Source organism: Streptomyces sp. NPDC043876 (assembly GCF_056435825.1).
Genome location: NZ_JBWKDV010000001.1, coordinates 945,050 through 959,631 on the forward strand (window position 1 = coordinate 945,050; position 14,582 = coordinate 959,631).

Consider the following 14,582-nt stretch of genomic DNA (forward strand, 5'->3'; position numbering starts at 1 on the left):
AATGCGGACACCGCAACAACGGCACGTGTTGCCCAGGGAGTTGCCATGGCACGAAAGAACCTCGACCCCTCCTCCTCACCCCGCGCCCTACTCGGCGCGGAACTCCGCGTCGCGCGCGAACGCGCGGGCCTCACCCAGGCCGAACTGGGCGAACCCCTCTTCGTCAGCGGCTCCTTCATCGGCCAACTGGAGGCGGGCACCCGGCGGATGCACCTCGACATCGCCCGCCGGATCGACGAAATCCTGGACACGGGGGGCTTCTTCGTCCGCAACTGCGACGCCTTGGCCAAGTCCAAGTATCCGAACCACTTCGCTGAGGCCGCCGAGGCGGAGGCCGAGGCAAAAACGATCCGCGAGTACGCGCCGCTCGCCCTCCCGGGGATGTTGCAAACCGAGGCCTACGCCCGGGACGTGTTCTGCGCCTATCAGCCCACGGCGACGGACGAGGTCATCGACGAGCTGGTCACGAACCGACTGGCGCGCGCCCGCCTGCTTTCTGATCCAACAACCCCGATGTTGTGGTGTGTGATTGACGAAGCAGTCCTTCGCCGGATCGTCGGCAGCAAGAAGGTGATGGCGGAAGCCCTGCGCCACATCGCGGCGCTGGTCCGGAGGCGTCGAATTGTCGTCCAAGTGCTGCCGTTCACCGCAGGAGCCCATTCCTCCATGGGCGGCACCCTCAAACTGATGACCTTCGCGGACGCCCCTCCTCTCGCCTACGTTCAAGGAAACGCCATAGGCGTGCTGTTGGACGATCCGGCCACAGTCGCTCGCCACACCCTGACCTACGATCTGCTCACGGCCAGCGCGCTGTCACCGCGGGAGTCCCTGGCCTTGATCGAGTCCGTGGCGGAGGATTACGAACATGACCAGTAGGCGTGAGTACGACATCTCGACGGCTCGGTGGCAAAAGTCCAGCTACAGCGACGGCAGCGGCGGCAGCTGCATGGAGCTGGCCACCTGGCGGAAGTCCACCTACAGCGACGGCACCGGAGGTGACTGCGTAGAGGTAGCCGAGGACCACGGCCACCCGGACATCGTCCCGGTCCGGGACTCCAAGCGCCCCGACGGCCCCCACCTGACCTTCGACGCCCCCGCCTGGACGGCCTTCGTCAGCACCCTCTGACCGCACTCAGTGCGGGAAGGCCGCCGTATCGAGCGCCACCGCGAACGGCTCCGGCAGCACCACCTCGTCCCCGAACGGCACGCGGTCCGCGTGCCGGTACGCGCCGTTCTGGGGCCCGGTGAACAGCGTGGCCGTGGGGCCGTGCTCATCGAAGCGGTCGATGAGCAGATAGACCGGGACGGGAGCGTGGGCGTAGGCCCACGCCTCCGGCAGCGCGCCGTACAGCGCGCGCTGCACCCGGGCCGCGATCCCGTGATGGCGGCGGTGCGGCGGTGGCGCCAAGACGATCCGACCACCGTCGATCTCGGCGCGCCAGCCCTCCGGCACGTCCAGGCCGCGCCGGCTCCGCAGCAGGTACTCCCACGTGACGCCATCCGCGTTCCGGCCGGGCTCGGCCATGGCCACGGTCATCGCGGACCCCTTTCCTCCGGCACTAGCGCCGGTACACCTGGAGCGACGCGACCTCGTACGACAGCTCCGTCACCCCCGGCTCGGGAGCCGGGTGGTAGCGGCCGGCCGAGACCGAGAGGTTGACGATGAGGTAGGCGTGCCAGGAGCGGCCCACGCCCCGGCCGTCACTGAAGACGCGCGCGCCGTTGACCCACCAGACGGCCGAGTACCGCCCGAACTCGACCTTGAGGTCGACCCATTCGCCCGGCCGGATCGCCGGATCGCGGTAGTAGCGGTGGGCCTCACGGACGTGGTTCGACAGCTCCAGCAGATCGGGATTGTCGGGGTGGTACTCGAAGACGTCGATCTCCTGCCCGCCGTCCCGCCAGGTCCAGATCGCGGGCCACGCGCCCCGGCCCACCGGCAGCTTCACCCGGGCCTCCAGCACGTCGCCGGTGCGCACCATGAAGCCCTCGTCGCTGCCCTCGGTGGTGAGCAGCCCGCTGTCCCAGTCGCCGTCGGGGCGCAGCGTCGCCCGGAAGACCCCTCCCCGGCTGTAGGCGGGGTCGGCGACGAGGTGGTCCAGCTTGTTGTCGCCCGGATTGACCGGGCCGCCGTCGGGATAGGCCCACGAGCGGCCGGCGATCCACTGGGTGGGCGAGGTGAAGTCGGCGGTGAAGACGGGAGCACGGCGCGGGCGCGGCAGGAACGGAGTCAACCGCCGCAGTCGTTCGAGCATGTCCGAGACCATGACTTCGGTCTGCCCACCCAGCGCCGCGCCGACACCCGAATTCTCGCTCAGAGTAATCACACCAACACGTAAGGCGACAGACCCACTTACTGCCCGCGCGCCGAGCGGGCCGCCTCCACGAAGGCACGGATCAGCTCGGGCGACTTCACCCCGCGCTCCCGCTCCACGCCACTGGACACGTCGACCCCCCACGCCCCGGTGGTCAGCACGGCCTCCCGCACGGTGCCCGGCGCCAGCCCGCCCGCCAGCAGCCACCGGCCCCGAGGGGCGGTGAACTCCTGCGACCCCCAGTTCCACGGCTTCCCGGAGCCGGGGTCCGGAGCGTCGAGCAGGAGCAGGTCCTCCCCGTACTCCCCGCAGTCCGCCACCTGCCGGGAGGTGGCCCGCAGCAGCGTCCGCCCCTCGGCCCGCAGGGCCGCGAAGTCCTCGGGCCCTTCCTCACCGTGCAACTGCACGCCCCGCACGCCGCTCTCCTCGGCGAACCGCCGCACCTCGTCCACCGACTGCCCCCGGAACACCCCCACGGTGAGCACCTCCGCCGGCACCCGGGCAACCAGCTCACGGGCCGTGGCGGCATCGACCGTACGCGGACTGCCCGCGGCGAAAACGAACCCGATGGCATCGACCCCGGCGCCCACGGCCACGTCGACATCGGCCGCGGTCCGCAACCCACAGATCTTGATGAACACGTCAGTCATGCCAGAAGTCAACCACCCGGCCCGCCGTCAACACAGACAGCCCTGCCCCTCGGACGAGGATCTGCACGTAATCGAGGTGGAGCCCGCCGTGCGCATCTGACTGGACCTGCTGCCCGGTAAGCACTACCGGAAGGTCGAGGAGTACGCCGAGCTGCCGGCAGCCCACGGGTCGCTGACCCCGATGCCCTTCGCCCGTCCGCTGAGAGATGGCGTGTACGAGCTGCGACCCACGCTCGATGGCGTGGCCACCCGGATCACCTACTGGTTTGCGCCGGGGCGCAGAATCGTGTTGCTGACCGTATTCCGCAAGACGCGCATGCACGAACCGGGCCAAGTGGAACGCGCGGTGGCGGCCCGTATCGTGTGCGCACGGGAGCACGCCCCGGCCCACTCCACGTACAGCCGCGGCGAGGGAGGGGACGCGTCATGAACCACAGCCGCTGGAAGTCGGCCCGCGAACGAAAGGCCTCGCGGGAGCACGCCGAGCCGGCCGAGATCGAGGCCGAGCGGGCGGAGATCCACCTCGCGATGGCGTTCGCCAAGGCCGTGTACGACCGACGCAAGGCACTCGGCCTGTCCCAGGCTCAGCTGGCCGAGCGGGCGGGGCTCACCCAGGCGAAGGTGTCCCGCGTGGAAGGGGCCGACGCCGTCCCCACGCTGCCCCTGCTGCGCCGCCTCGCCCACGCACTGGACGCATCCTTGACCATCGACCTCGGCCATGACCACGAAGAGGTTGCATTCGTGGCCCACCCGGCCGCGTAACCGGTCGCGGCTTCGCCGCGAGGGGGGCGGGGTTTCGAGCTTCGGGGTCGGTGATGCTCCGGGGGCTGCCCGTCAGTTCCACTGTCTTCCCGTGCCGGGGCGCCCTGTCAAGAGCGCTCCCTGCGGTCGCGTCGCTGCGCGATGGCCTGCGGCCACTCTTGACATGCCACCCCGTCCCGAAAAGCCAAGAACTGTCGGGCCGCCCCCGGGGGGAGGCAGGGGGGAGGGTCCCCGTTGCTTGCCGTCCGGCGCCCGGCCGCAGGCCGAGTGGGGCCGATGCCCCGCCCTTCGGGCGGAAAGAGCGCCCCTAATCGCTACGCGCTCCTCCGAGAGAAGCGTCAGCGAGCTGCGTGGGGCTGAGACTTCGGTCAGATGGGTGTTGGTCCAGATCTGATGCCCAGCCGCCCCAAAAGCGGAGATCAAACAGCCGTAAAAGGGGCATCTTGAGCGACTGTTGAGCGTCGACGGCTCCTTGACCCGAGTGGACTCTCGTCTGGCCGAGCTTTGAGCCCCGCCGCGCCCCTCACCAGCCCAAAACAACCCGCAGACGCCTCTCTCGGCGAAGCGCGTAGCGATTGACTGCGTTCCTATCGCCCAAAGGGCGCCACATGAGCCCCCACTCGGCCTTCGGCCGGGCGCGGACGGCCAGGAATGGGCAGCCTCCCCCCTGCCTCCCCCGGGGGCGGCCCGACAGTTCTTGGCTTTCCGGGGTGGGCTGGGCGGTCAAGGGTGGCCGCAGGCCATCGCGCAGCGACGCGACGAAGGAGCGCCCTTGAGGGCACGGCCCACACCGGAGAGACAGTTGAACTGACGGGCAGCCCCCGGAACCACCCCGACCCCGGACGCACGAAGCCCTAGCCAAACAGCGGCGAAGCCGCCCCCCAAAACGCCCGAAGGCGGCACCCCCCAGGGGTGCCGCCTTCGGCTGCAGACAGCCGATCAACGTGGGCCTGACGGCCCCAGTCGATCAGAAGTCCATGTCACCGCCCGGCATGCCGCCGCCCGCGGGGGCACCGGCCTTCTCGGGCTTGTCGGCGATGACGGCCTCGGTGGTGAGGAAGAGGGCCGCGATCGACGCCGCGTTCTGCAGGGCAGAGCGGGTGACCTTCGCCGGGTCGATGATGCCCTCGGCGATCATGTCGACGTACTCGCCGGTCGCGGCGTTCAGGCCGTGACCGATCGGCAGGTTGCGCACCTTCTCGACGACGACGCCACCCTCGAGACCACCGTTGACGGCGATCTGCTTGAGCGGGGCCTCCAGCGCGAGCTTGACGGCGTTCGCGCCGGTCGCCTCGTCGCCGGTGAGCTCCAGCTTGTCGAAGACCGAGGAGGCCTGGAGGAGCGCCACGCCACCACCGGCGACGATGCCCTCTTCGACGGCCGCCTTGGCGTTGCGGACGGCGTCCTCGATGCGGTGCTTGCGCTCCTTGAGCTCAACCTCCGTCGCGGCGCCGGCCTTGATGACGGCCACGCCGCCGGCCAGCTTCGCGAGGCGCTCCTGGAGCTTCTCGCGGTCGTAGTCCGAGTCGGAGTTCTCGATCTCGGCGCGGATCTGGTTGACGCGACCCTGAACCTGGTCGCTGTCGCCGGAGCCGTCGACGATCGTGGTCTCGTCCTTGGTGATGACGACCTTGCGGGCGCGGCCGAGCAGGTCGAGACCGGCGTTCTCCAGCTTGAGGCCGACCTCCTCGGAGATGACGGTGCCGCCCGTGAGGATGGCGATGTCACCGAGCATGGCCTTGCGGCGGTCACCGAAGCCCGGGGCCTTGACGGCGACGGACTTGAAGGTGCCGCGGATCTTGTTGACCACCAGGGTCGACAGGGCCTCGCCCTCGACGTCCTCGGCGATGATCAGCAGCGGCTTGCCGGACTGCATGACCTTCTCGAGGAGCGGCAGCAGGTCCTTGACCGAGCCGATCTTCGAGTTGACGATCAGGATGTACGGGTCGTCGAGGGACGACTCCATGCGCTCCATGTCGGTGGCGAAGTACGCCGAGATGTAGCCCTTGTCGAAGCGCATGCCCTCGGTGAGCTCGAGCTCCAGGCCGAAGGTCTGCGACTCCTCGACCGTGATGACGCCTTCCTTGCCGACCTTGTCCATCGCCTCGGCGATGAGCTCGCCGATCTGGGTGTCGGCGGCGGAGATGGAGGCCGTGGAGGCGATCTGCTCCTTGGTCTCGACATCCTTGGCCTGGGCCAGCAGGGCGGCGGAGACGGCCTCGACGGCCTTCTCGATCCCGCGCTTGAGGGCCATCGGGTTCGCACCGGCGGCTACGTTGCGCAGGCCCTCGCGGACGAGCGCCTGGGCCAGCACGGTGGCCGTGGTCGTACCGTCGCCGGCGACGTCGTCCGTCTTCTTGGCGACTTCCTTGACCAGCTCTGCGCCGATCTTCTCGTACGGGTCCTCGAGCTCGATCTCCTTGGCGATGGAGACACCATCGTTGGTGATCGTGGGGGCGCCCCACTTCTTCTCAAGGACGACGTTGCGACCCTTGGGGCCAAGGGTGACCTTGACGGCGTCGGCGAGCTGGTTCATGCCTCGCTCGAGACCGCGCCGGGCCTCCTCGTTGAACGCAATGATCTTGGCCATCTGAAGTGGTCCTCCCGGACAGCGGTGGATTGCTCCTGGACCGCGCCCGCGCCCGCGACGGACGGCCTGCGTGCCCGGCGGTTTCTTCCCGCCGGACCCTGCGGGCCTCACTGACCCGGTCCTCGTTTATGTAGCACTCTCACTAGGAGAGTGCTAACGCCAATGATTAGCACTCGGCACCCCCGAGTGCAAGCGGCTTGGGGGAACACCCGGTGAACGGCGTGGCCCGCGGCGCGCCCCGCGCACCCTCCCCGGCCAGGCGCCGCAAGGCCCGCGGCCCCCCGGCGGCCGCTCACGCCCCGGCGCGGAAGCCCGTACGCACGAGGGGCCCGCATCCCTAGTCCCGGGATGCGGGCCCCTCGTGTTCGTCTGTCGGTGGTCGATCGCTCCGGCTAGCCGACAGCGAGCTTGACCATGTCCGCCTGCGGACCCTTCTGGCCCTGCGAGATCTCGAACTCGACCCGCTGACCCTCTTCAAGGGTGCGGTACCCGTCCATCTGGATGGCGCTGTAGTGGACGAACACATCCGCACCACCGTCGACCGCGATGAAGCCGTAGCCCTTCTCCGCGTTGAACCACTTGACGGTGCCCTGAGCCATGCCTAACTCCCCTATTACTGGCCCTTGCGCAGGACCGCACTTCGCGGACCCGGGTCAGAACTTGCGCCGGAACGCCTCGACCGGGGCTGAATGTATCCGCACCGCTGCTGTCTGCAACAGGTCATTCCGACGAGAATTCTGGACACGCCAAAACTTTGAAATAGGGTGAAAATTAGGAGTATTCCGGGGCAACTCGGGCCGGACAAAGGACGCCAAGGCCTCATAGCGCGCTTGCATGTTGACTCAATGTCAACCCTTCCGCGGCCCGTTCATATGCGGCGGGCAAGAACAGCGGTGGGGACTTCCCCAACTCTACCGCGCCCAACCAAGCAGAATTGCCCCCTCCGTTTCTCACCGGAGAGGGCAATTCGGGGTGGAGCGCTGCCGCGGGGGATCAGCCGCCCGCGACGGCGGGAATGATCGAGACGCCCGCGCCGTCCGGCGTCGGCGTCTGCAGCCCGCCCTCGAAGCGCACGTCGTCGTCGTTCACGTAGACGTTCACGAAGCGGCGCAGCTTGCCCTGGTCGTCGAGGACGCGGGCGGCGATGCCCGGGTGGCTCTGCTCCAGGGAGTCGATGACCTCGCTGAGGGTCGCGCCGTCGGCCGGGACCTCGGCCTTGCCGCCGGTGTAGGTGCGCAGGATGGTGGGGATGCGGACGTTGACGCTCATGGCGCTACTGCCTTTCCGGGGGTCGGGGAGGGTCAGGCCAGGCCGGCGGCGCGGAACGCGTCCAGGCTGGGGCGGATGGTGGCGGTCTGGCCGCTGTCGTCGGCCACCGCCTCCAGGGTCTTCAGGCCGTCGCCGGTGTTGAGGATCACCGTGGTCAGCGCCGGGTCGAGCTGCCCGTTCTCGATGAGCTTCTTCGTCACGCCGACGGTCACGCCGCCCGCGGTCTCGGCGAAGATGCCCTCGGTCTGCGCCAGGATCTTGATGGCCTCGACGACCTGCATGTCGTTCACGTCCTCGACGTAACCGCCCGTGCGGCGCGCGATGTCCAGGACGTAGGGGCCGTCCGCCGGGTTGCCGATGGCGAGCGACTTGGCGATGGTGTCCGGCTTCTGCGGGCGGACCACGTCGTGACCGGCCTTGAAGGCGGTCGAGACGGGCGAGCAGCCCTCGGCCTGGGCGCCGAAGATCTTGTACGGCTTGTCCTCGACCAGGCCGAGCCTGATCAGCTCCTGGAGACCCTTGTCGATCTTCGTGAGCTGCGAGCCGGACGCGATCGGGATGACGATCTGGTCGGGCAGCTGCCAGCCGAGCTGCTCGCAGATCTCGTACGCCAGGGTCTTGGAGCCCTCGCCGTAGTACGGGCGCAGGTTGACGTTGACGAAGCCCCAGCCCTCGCCGAGCGGGTCGCCGATCAGTTCGGAGCAGAACCGGTTGACGTCGTCGTAGTTGCCCTCGATGCCGACCAGGTCACCGCCGTACACGCCGGCCATGACGACCTTGCCCTGCTCCAGGTCGTGCGGGATGAACACGCAGGAGCGCAGTCCGGCCCGGGCGGCGGCGGCGCCGACGGCGCCGGCCAGGTTGCCCGTGGAGGAGCAGGAGAGCGTGGTGAAGCCGAAGGCGCGAGCCGCCTCGACGGCGATCGCGACGACCCGGTCCTTGAAGGAGTGCGTCGGGTTGCCGGAGTCGTCCTTGACGTAGAGCTTGCCGGTGACGCCCAGCTCCTTGGCCAGGTTCTCGGCGTCCACGAGCTTGGTGAAGCCCGGGTTCAGGTTCGGCTTGGAGGCCACGTCGGCGGGGACGGGCAGCAGCGGCGCGTAGCGCCAGATGTTGTTCGGCCCGGCCTCGATCGCGGCGCGCAGCGCCTCGGGGTCACCGGCCGGAAGGTCGTAGGCCACTTCCAGCGGGCCGAAACACTCGGCGCAGGCGAAAATGGGACCGAGCTCGAACCGGGTGGCGCATTCGCGGCAGGAAAGCGCGGCGGCGGGTCCGAGATCGACGGTGGTCGCGGCAGAGGTGACGTCAGTCTGTACAGCCATGACGGCGAGGCCCTTTCTCCTCATCTTCCCCGTGGCGCACTTCGCCACGAGACGGATTTGGCACCTTCCCTAGCCGGGGACCTCGCTGCGTACATGAGCGCGAGACCGACTGGAGGGTTGCCGGGGCTTCAACGGGCCGTATCCCTCTGCCCCTCTGGATGAGCGGTATGGCGCGAACGCGCCTTGGCGGCGCACCCGTGCGTTTGTACGTGGGGACCCCCGACATGCGATGGTCCTCCGCGTTGTTCAAGACTGTAACCGAAGGCATGGATGGTTGAGACAGCCGTCCAAACCGCGAGATGGATCATATTTCGGCCATAACGATGGCCGGGTCACCACCGAATCAGGGAGTGCTGAAGGTGCTGGAAGAGGTGGAGCGCTGGCTGGGGGCCCGCTCCTGGTCCGCCACCGACCGACCGCTGGAGCGGCTGCTCTCGGCCAAGCGGGCATCGGGCATCACAGTCAGCGTCGTCCTGCCCGCTCTCGACGAAGAGGCGACGGTCGGCGCGATCGTCGAGGTCATCCGCCGTGACCTGATGACCTGCCTGCCCGTCCCGCTGGTCGACGAACTCGTCGTCGTCGACTCCGGTTCGAGCGACCGGACCTCCGAGGTCGCGCGGCGCGCGGGCGCCCGCGTGGTGCACCGCGACGACATCCTGCCGCGGGTCCCGGCGCTGCCCGGCAAGGGCGAGGTGCTGTGGCGCTCGCTGCTGGTCACCACCGGGGACATCGTCTGTTTCGTCGACGCCGACCTGCGCGACTTCTCCGCCGCCTTCGTCTCCGGGATCGTCGGCCCGCTGCTGACCGAACCGGACGTGCAGTTCGTCAAGGCGATGTACGACCGCCCGCTCGGCGACGCGCCCGGGCAGGGCGGCCGGGTCACCGAGCTGGTCGCCCGCCCGCTGCTGAACCTGCACTGGCCGCAGCTGGCCGGATTCGTCCAGCCGCTGGGCGGCGAGTACGCCGTACGGCGCTCCCTGCTGGAGCGGCTGCCGTTCCCCGTCGGCTACGGCGTCGAGCTGGGCCTGCTGGTGGACGCGCTGCACACGGCGGGCCTGGACGCGCTGGCGCAGGTGGACGTCGGCGTACGGCTGCACCGCCACCAGGACGGGCGGGCGCTGGGCCGGATGGCCGCCGCGATCTACCGCACCGCGCAGCTGCGCCTGTCGCGCGGGCACCTGGTGCGGCCGGAACTGACCCAGTTCGAGCGGGGCCCGGACGGCTTCGAACCGCGCACCCACCCGGTGGACACGGTGGAGCGGCCGCCGATGCTGGAGGTGGAGGAGTACGCCCACCGGCGGGTGGCCTGACGGGTGCGGCCGGGTGGGCGCGGGGTGGCATGACGGGGCTCACGGTTTGAGCCCGGCCCGCCCGGGCTAGGTTGCCCGCATGGCCTCTCAGGTACTCGTCGCCGCGAACCGCGGCCCGCTCTCGTACGCCCTCGACGCCGAAGGGAACCTCAGCGCCCGGCGCGGCGGAGGCGGCCTCGTCTCCGGTCTCTCCGCCGCCCTCACCCGGCAGCCGGACGCCCTGTGGATCTGCGCGGCGCTCTCCGACGCGGACCGCGAGGCGGTCCGCCGGGGGGTCGCCGAGCCGGGCGTGCGGATGCTGGACATCGATCCGGCCGTCTACGACGACGCCTACAACGCCATCGCGAACTCGGTCCTCTGGTTCACCCACCACCACCTCTACGACGTCCCGCGCGAGCCGGTCTTCGACGCCGCCTTCCACCGGGCGTGGGAGTCGTACACCACCTACAACCGGGCCTTCGCGGAGGCGCTCGCCGCAGAGGCGGAGCCGGGGGCCCGGGTCCTGGTGCAGGACTACCACCTGGCGCTGGTGCCCGGCATGCTGCGGGAGCTGCGGCCGGACCTGCTGATCGCGCACTTCACCCACACCCCGTGGGCCTCCCCCGACTACCTGCGGATCCTGCCCTCGTACGTCCGCGAGGAGCTGCTCTGGGGCATGCTCGGCGCGGACGTGGCCGGTTTCCACACGCGGGCCTGGGCGGACGCGTTCCTGAGCGCGGTGCCGCTGGACGACGCGCGGGGGGTGGCCGCGGCGGACGGCGACGTGATCGGGCACGAGCGGCGCGGGGCGTGGGCGCGCCGGAGCACCGCGGTACGGGTCTTCGCGCTGGGCGTGGACGGCGACGAGCTGCGGGCGCTGGCGCACCGGCCGGAGGTCGACGACAAGCTGGCGGCGCTGCGGGCGGAGGTCGCCGGGCGCAAGGCGGTGGTGCGGGTGGACCGGACGGAGCTCTCCAAGAACATCCTGCGCGGCCTGCTGGCCTACCGGGAGCTGCTGACCACCCGGCCCGAGTGGCGCGGGCGCGTCGTGCACCTGGCGTCCGCCTATCCCTCGCGCCAGGACCTGGCGGTGTACCGCGCGTACACGCAGTCCGTGCGGGAGCTGGCGGCGGAGATCAACGAGGAGTTCGGTACGGCGGACTGGCAGCCGGTGCTGGTCTCGGTCGAGGACGACTTCGCGCGCTCGCTGGCGGCGTACCGGATGGCGGACGTGGCCCTGGTCAACCCCGTGCGGGACGGGATGAACCTGGTGGCGAAGGAGATCCCGGTGGTGTCGGAGGCGGGGTGTGCGCTGGTGCTGTCGACGGGGGCGGGGGCGTACGAGGAGCTGCGGGAGGATGCGGTGACGGTGAACCCGTACGACGTCACGGAGACGGCGGCTGCGCTGCACGCGGCCCTGTCCATGCCGGAGGGGGAGCGGGCGGAGCGCACGAAGCGGCTGGCCGCGACCGCGACCGCGCTCCCCCCGGCGGCCTGGCTGGAAGCCCAGCTGGCCTCCCTCCCCTAACCTCCCCACCCGGCCCGGCCCCCGCCGGACGGCCGGAAGTCCTGCCCCGCACGGGCTGGCGCTGCCTCCGGCGGGTCCTCAAACGCCGGACGGCTGGAATGCCCCGAGCCGGGGTCGCAGCGCAGCCAACCCCAGCCCCGCCGGCGTTTGAGGCGCCCCCGGAGGGCACACCGAGCCGCAGACGGTCATCCGGCCCGCGCGGGCCGGCGTCGCCTCCGGCGGGTCCTCAAACGCCGGACGGCTGACAAGTCCCGCCTCGCGCGGGCTTGTGCTGCCTCCGGCGGGTCCTCAAGCGCCGGACGGCTGGGAAATCCAGCCTCGCCGGCGTTTGAGGCGCACCCCCGACGGGGTCAGAGGGCGGTGGCCAGGGTGGCGAGGAAGGCGGCTACCTCGGGCGGGCCCGGGAGGGTGAGGTCGGCTCGGGCGGCCAGTTCGGGGACTTCGGCCGAGCCGCTGCACACCAGCAGCCCGGGAATACCGTCGGCCCGCAGCTTCTCCACGGCGGCGAACGCCGCCAGGTCCCCCAGGTCGTCCCCGGCGTACAGCACCGCCTCCGCCCCCGTCTCCGCGAGGTACTCGGTGAGGGCGACCCCCTTGTCCATCCCCGGCGGCCTCAGCTCCAGCACCGCCCGCCCCGGCTCGACCATCAGCCCGTGCCGCGCGGCCAGCTCGGCCAGCGGTTCCCGCAGCGCCTCGAAGGCCGCGGCCGGGTCCTCGGCGCGCCGGGTGTGGACCGCCAGCGCGCGCCCCTTCTCCTCGATCCAGGTGCCGCGCCAGGCCCCGATCGCGTCCAGGAACCCCGGCAGCTCGGCCCGTACGGCCGCCACCCCGGGATGCTCGGCGGGCGCGTGGACGCTCCCGGTGACCGCGTCCCAGCGCTCGGCCCCGTAGTGCCCGAGGACCACCAGGTGCTCCAGCCCCGGCACCCCGGCGAAGCCCCCGTAGCGGACGGCGACCCCGGCGGGCCGCCCGGTGATCACGGCCACCGACGCCACGCGCGGCGCGAGCGCGGCCAGCGCGGGCACGGCGTCGGCGTGGGCGCGCGCCTGGTCGGGATCGGGCACGATCTCGGCGAGGGTGCCGTCGAAATCGAGGGCGATGACGGACCGGCGCGGGTTGCGCAGCAGGGCGTCGAGCCCTTCGCGTCCGGCGGCGGTGACGGGCATCGGCAGGCTGTCGGCAGGCACGCTGTGCGGATGGCTCCCCATGCCTACGACCCTAACGGTCGCCCCCGGGGAGGGCTATCGCCGGGCCCGCTGCGCTTCGCGCAGCCTGCGCAGGCGGTTGACCGTACCGGGCGCGTGGGCGAGCGCCCGGGGGTCGTCCATCAGCGCGTTGAGCAGCTGGTAGTAGCGGACCGGGGGCATCCCGAGGACTTCCCGTATGGCCCGCTCCTTGGCTCCGGGACCGGGCCAGGTGCGCCCTTCGTAGGCGAGCACGGCGGCTTCCGTCTCCGTCAACCGCCCGCCCTCCGTCATACCGCCAGGTTAACTCCGGCCACCGACACCGGCCGCGCGGGCGGACGGCGCCGGTGGGCGGCGGGCGGCCGGCGTCAGCGCCCGTCGGCGGCCCGCGCCGCGCGCCCGATCTCCTCCAGCGTCTTGGCGGGCTGGCCGCCCGGCTGGACGGTCTTGCCGATGTTCTGCTTGATGTTCTCGCTCACCGCCGCCCAGGACTCCTTGCCGACGGGGTAGAGCCGCGAGCCGGGCAGCGCCTGGAGGAAGGTCTTGAGCTGGGTGGCGCCGGGGCCGGTGGCCGCGTCCATGGACCGGTAGCCGCTGGTGGTGACCGGCAGCAGGTCGTAGCGGCTGGTGAAGGCCGTCTGGTTCGGGGCGGAGTACAGGTGGTCGAGGAACTTCCCGGCCTCCTTGCGGTGGCCGTTCTTGAAGGCCATGACCCAGTCGGCGACGCCCATGCCGGGCTTCTCCGCGCCGTCGGAGGTCGGCAGCGGCACCATGGCGAACTTCACGCCCTTCGCGGCGGCCTGCTTGATCAGCGTGGGGTGGCCGTTGAGCATGCCGACCTCGCCGCGCGTGAAGCCGTCGAAGGCGGCCTGCCGGTCGAGTTTGGCGGGCTCGACGGGGCCGGTCAGGCCACCGCCGACCAGGGTGTCGCGCAGGTACTCGAAGGTCTTGACGTTGTCCGGGGAGTCCAGCGCGTAGGACTCCTCGTTGTCGGTGTATCCGCCGCCGCCCGCCAGCATCCAGTTCATGGTCTCGGCCTGCGCCTCCTCGCGGCCCAGCGGCAGCGCGAAGGGGGTGGGGACCTTGGCGGCCTTGAGCTTCTTGGCGGCGGCCTCCAGGTCGGCCCACGACTTGGGCTGCCAGCCCTTGCCGGTGCCGACGGCGCTCGCCGGGATGACGCCCGCGTCGGCGAAGAGCTTCTCGTTGTAGAAGAGCAGCCGGGTGCTGGCCACGAAGGGCATGCCGTACTGGACCCGCTTGACCTTGCCCGCGTCGGCGAGCGGCGCGAGGAAGTCGGCCTCGGTCTGTACGGAGAGCAGCTCGTCGGCGGTGTAGAGCTTGTCGGCGGCCGCGTAGTCGGCGTAGGCGCCGATCTGCGCGATGTCGGGGGCCTTGCCGGCCTTGACGAGCGCGGCGACCTTGGCGTCGACCTCGGTCCAGGAGTAGACGTTCACCTCGACCTTGATGCCGGGCTGGTCCTTCTCGAACGAGCGGGCGAGGTCCTTCCAGTACCCGGCGGAGGAGTTCTCCGGATTGTCCCCGTAGTCGGCCGCCACGACGTGCAGGGTCACCTCGTTGTTCCCACCGAGGACCTCGCTCCCGCAGCCGGTCAGGGTCGCGGTCATGCACAGTGCGGCGCCGGAGGCCGCCAGGCTCAGGTAACGGGCTCTCACAGC

The 14,582-nt window shown here is 70.7% G+C and carries 16 protein-coding genes and 1 riboswitch; of the genes, 6 read left to right on the plus strand and 10 right to left on the minus strand.

The genetic code is table 11. From position 1 onward, the window contains the following. The first annotated feature begins 45 nt into the window (after positions 1–45). Together AC0693_RS04590 and AC0693_RS04595 are read left to right on the plus strand one after the other, a co-directional pair. Complete coding sequence (locus AC0693_RS04590; protein WP_478740475.1) at positions 46–876, plus strand: helix-turn-helix domain-containing protein; 831 nt, start codon at positions 46–48, stop codon at positions 874–876. Further along, positions 866–1,126, plus strand: a complete 261-nt coding sequence (locus tag AC0693_RS04595) for a DUF397 domain-containing protein (protein WP_478800943.1) — start codon at positions 866–868, stop codon at positions 1,124–1,126. The genes AC0693_RS04590 and AC0693_RS04595 overlap by 11 nt, the downstream gene beginning before the upstream one ends. Before the next feature lie 6 nt (positions 1,127–1,132). Here AC0693_RS04595 and AC0693_RS04600 read toward each other — a convergent pair whose 3' ends face one another. The 3 genes from AC0693_RS04600 to AC0693_RS04610 form a co-directional block, all read right to left on the minus strand. Then, a complete protein-coding gene (locus AC0693_RS04600; protein ID WP_478800944.1) occupies positions 1,133–1,537 on the minus strand; it encodes a hypothetical protein in 405 nt (134 codons plus the stop codon). A 22-nt stretch (positions 1,538–1,559) separates the two neighbouring features. Next, positions 1,560–2,255 (minus strand): LamG domain-containing protein, encoded by a 696-nt coding sequence (locus tag AC0693_RS04605; RefSeq protein WP_468469240.1) that lies wholly within the window; start codon positions 2,253–2,255, stop codon positions 1,560–1,562. Positions 2,256–2,353: 98 nt separating this feature from the next. Further along, complete coding sequence (locus AC0693_RS04610) at positions 2,354–2,965, minus strand: phosphoribosylanthranilate isomerase (protein ID WP_478740478.1); 612 nt, start codon at positions 2,963–2,965, stop codon at positions 2,354–2,356. Positions 2,966–3,074: 109 nt separating this feature from the next. Here AC0693_RS04610 and AC0693_RS04615 point away from each other — a divergent pair, with 109 nt between their 5' ends. Together AC0693_RS04615 and AC0693_RS04620 are read left to right on the plus strand one after the other, a co-directional pair. Continuing rightward, positions 3,075–3,395: a type II toxin-antitoxin system RelE/ParE family toxin gene (locus AC0693_RS04615; RefSeq protein WP_478801005.1), complete on the plus strand. Its 321-nt coding sequence runs from the start codon at positions 3,075–3,077 to the stop codon at positions 3,393–3,395. After that, positions 3,392–3,727 (plus strand): helix-turn-helix domain-containing protein, encoded by a 336-nt coding sequence (locus AC0693_RS04620; RefSeq protein WP_478800945.1) that lies wholly within the window; start codon positions 3,392–3,394, stop codon positions 3,725–3,727. Before AC0693_RS04615 ends, AC0693_RS04620 begins: the two co-directional genes overlap by 4 nt. A 967-nt stretch (positions 3,728–4,694) precedes the next feature. On the opposite strand, the gene groL is transcribed toward AC0693_RS04620, so the two are convergent. From groL to thrC, 4 genes are all read right to left on the minus strand, one after another. After that, on the minus strand, positions 4,695–6,317 hold the full coding sequence (gene groL, locus AC0693_RS04625; protein WP_356416449.1) for a chaperonin GroEL: 1,623 nt from the start codon (positions 6,315–6,317) through the stop codon (positions 4,695–4,697). A 392-nt stretch (positions 6,318–6,709) separates the two neighbouring features. Continuing rightward, positions 6,710–6,916: a cold-shock protein gene (locus tag AC0693_RS04630; protein WP_003967346.1), complete on the minus strand. Its 207-nt coding sequence runs from the start codon at positions 6,914–6,916 to the stop codon at positions 6,710–6,712. Positions 6,917–7,310: 394 nt separating this feature from the next. Continuing rightward, entirely contained in the window at positions 7,311–7,586 is a 276-nt protein-coding gene (locus tag AC0693_RS04635; RefSeq protein ID WP_469318009.1) for a ubiquitin-like small modifier protein 1, read from the minus strand. Between the two features lie 32 nt (positions 7,587–7,618). After that, a complete protein-coding gene (gene thrC / locus AC0693_RS04640; RefSeq protein WP_478800946.1) occupies positions 7,619–8,929 on the minus strand; it encodes a threonine synthase in 1,311 nt (436 codons plus the stop codon). Continuing rightward, a riboswitch (SAM riboswitch) is annotated at positions 8,923–9,070 on the minus strand. (Overlaps the previous gene by 7 nt.) 194 nt (positions 9,071–9,264) lie before the next feature. Between thrC and AC0693_RS04645 the strand changes: the two genes are divergently transcribed. Further along, on the plus strand, positions 9,265–10,215 hold the full coding sequence (locus AC0693_RS04645) for a glucosyl-3-phosphoglycerate synthase (RefSeq protein WP_478740482.1): 951 nt from the start codon (positions 9,265–9,267) through the stop codon (positions 10,213–10,215). Positions 10,216–10,294: 79 nt separating this feature from the next. Beyond that, positions 10,295–11,722 carry an alpha,alpha-trehalose-phosphate synthase (UDP-forming) gene (locus AC0693_RS04650; RefSeq protein ID WP_356416442.1) on the plus strand — a complete coding sequence of 476 codons (1,428 nt, stop codon included), beginning with the start codon at positions 10,295–10,297 and terminating at the stop codon, positions 11,720–11,722. Positions 11,723–12,072: 350 nt separating this feature from the next. On the opposite strand, the gene otsB is transcribed toward AC0693_RS04650, so the two are convergent. The 3 genes from otsB to AC0693_RS04665 all read right to left on the minus strand — a co-directional run bounded on the left by otsB (position 12,073) and on the right by AC0693_RS04665 (position 14,579). Next, the gene (otsB, locus tag AC0693_RS04655) at positions 12,073–12,930 is read right to left on the minus strand and encodes a trehalose-phosphatase (RefSeq protein WP_478800947.1); all 858 of its coding nucleotides are present in this window, start codon (positions 12,928–12,930) and stop codon (positions 12,073–12,075) included. A 33-nt stretch (positions 12,931–12,963) separates the two neighbouring features. Next, the gene (locus AC0693_RS04660) at positions 12,964–13,200 is read right to left on the minus strand and encodes a DUF3263 domain-containing protein (RefSeq protein ID WP_330331765.1); all 237 of its coding nucleotides are present in this window, start codon (positions 13,198–13,200) and stop codon (positions 12,964–12,966) included. 74 nt (positions 13,201–13,274) lie between these two features. After that, positions 13,275–14,579, minus strand: coding sequence for an ABC transporter substrate-binding protein (locus AC0693_RS04665; protein ID WP_469318013.1), 1,305 nt, complete (start codon positions 14,577–14,579; stop codon positions 13,275–13,277). Between the last annotated feature and the right edge of the window lie 3 nt (positions 14,580–14,582).

What these genes read in the sequence shown, in the direction of transcription:
- AC0693_RS04590 (WP_478740475.1), top strand. Translation starts at nt 46, where the DNA reads ATGGCACGAAAGAACCTCGACCCCTCCTCCTCACCCCGCGCCCTACTC.
- AC0693_RS04595 (WP_478800943.1), top strand. Translation starts at nt 866, where the DNA reads ATGACCAGTAGGCGTGAGTACGACATCTCGACGGCTCGGTGGCAAAAG.
- AC0693_RS04600 (WP_478800944.1), bottom strand. Translation starts at nt 1,537, where the DNA reads ATGACCGTGGCCATGGCCGAGCCCGGCCGGAACGCGGATGGCGTCACG.
- AC0693_RS04605 (WP_468469240.1), bottom strand. Translation starts at nt 2,255, where the DNA reads ATGCTCGAACGACTGCGGCGGTTGACTCCGTTCCTGCCGCGCCCGCGC.
- AC0693_RS04610 (WP_478740478.1), bottom strand. Translation starts at nt 2,965, where the DNA reads ATGACTGACGTGTTCATCAAGATCTGTGGGTTGCGGACCGCGGCCGAT.
- AC0693_RS04620 (WP_478800945.1), top strand. Translation starts at nt 3,392, where the DNA reads ATGAACCACAGCCGCTGGAAGTCGGCCCGCGAACGAAAGGCCTCGCGG.
- groL (WP_356416449.1), bottom strand. Translation starts at nt 6,317, where the DNA reads ATGGCCAAGATCATTGCGTTCAACGAGGAGGCCCGGCGCGGTCTCGAG.
- AC0693_RS04630 (WP_003967346.1), bottom strand. Translation starts at nt 6,916, where the DNA reads ATGGCTCAGGGCACCGTCAAGTGGTTCAACGCGGAGAAGGGCTACGGC.
- AC0693_RS04635 (WP_469318009.1), bottom strand. Translation starts at nt 7,586, where the DNA reads ATGAGCGTCAACGTCCGCATCCCCACCATCCTGCGCACCTACACCGGC.
- thrC (WP_478800946.1), bottom strand. Translation starts at nt 8,929, where the DNA reads ATGAGGAGAAAGGGCCTCGCCGTCATGGCTGTACAGACTGACGTCACC.
- AC0693_RS04650 (WP_356416442.1), top strand. Translation starts at nt 10,295, where the DNA reads ATGGCCTCTCAGGTACTCGTCGCCGCGAACCGCGGCCCGCTCTCGTAC.
- otsB (WP_478800947.1), bottom strand. Translation starts at nt 12,930, where the DNA reads ATGGGGAGCCATCCGCACAGCGTGCCTGCCGACAGCCTGCCGATGCCC.
- AC0693_RS04660 (WP_330331765.1), bottom strand. Translation starts at nt 13,200, where the DNA reads ATGACGGAGGGCGGGCGGTTGACGGAGACGGAAGCCGCCGTGCTCGCC.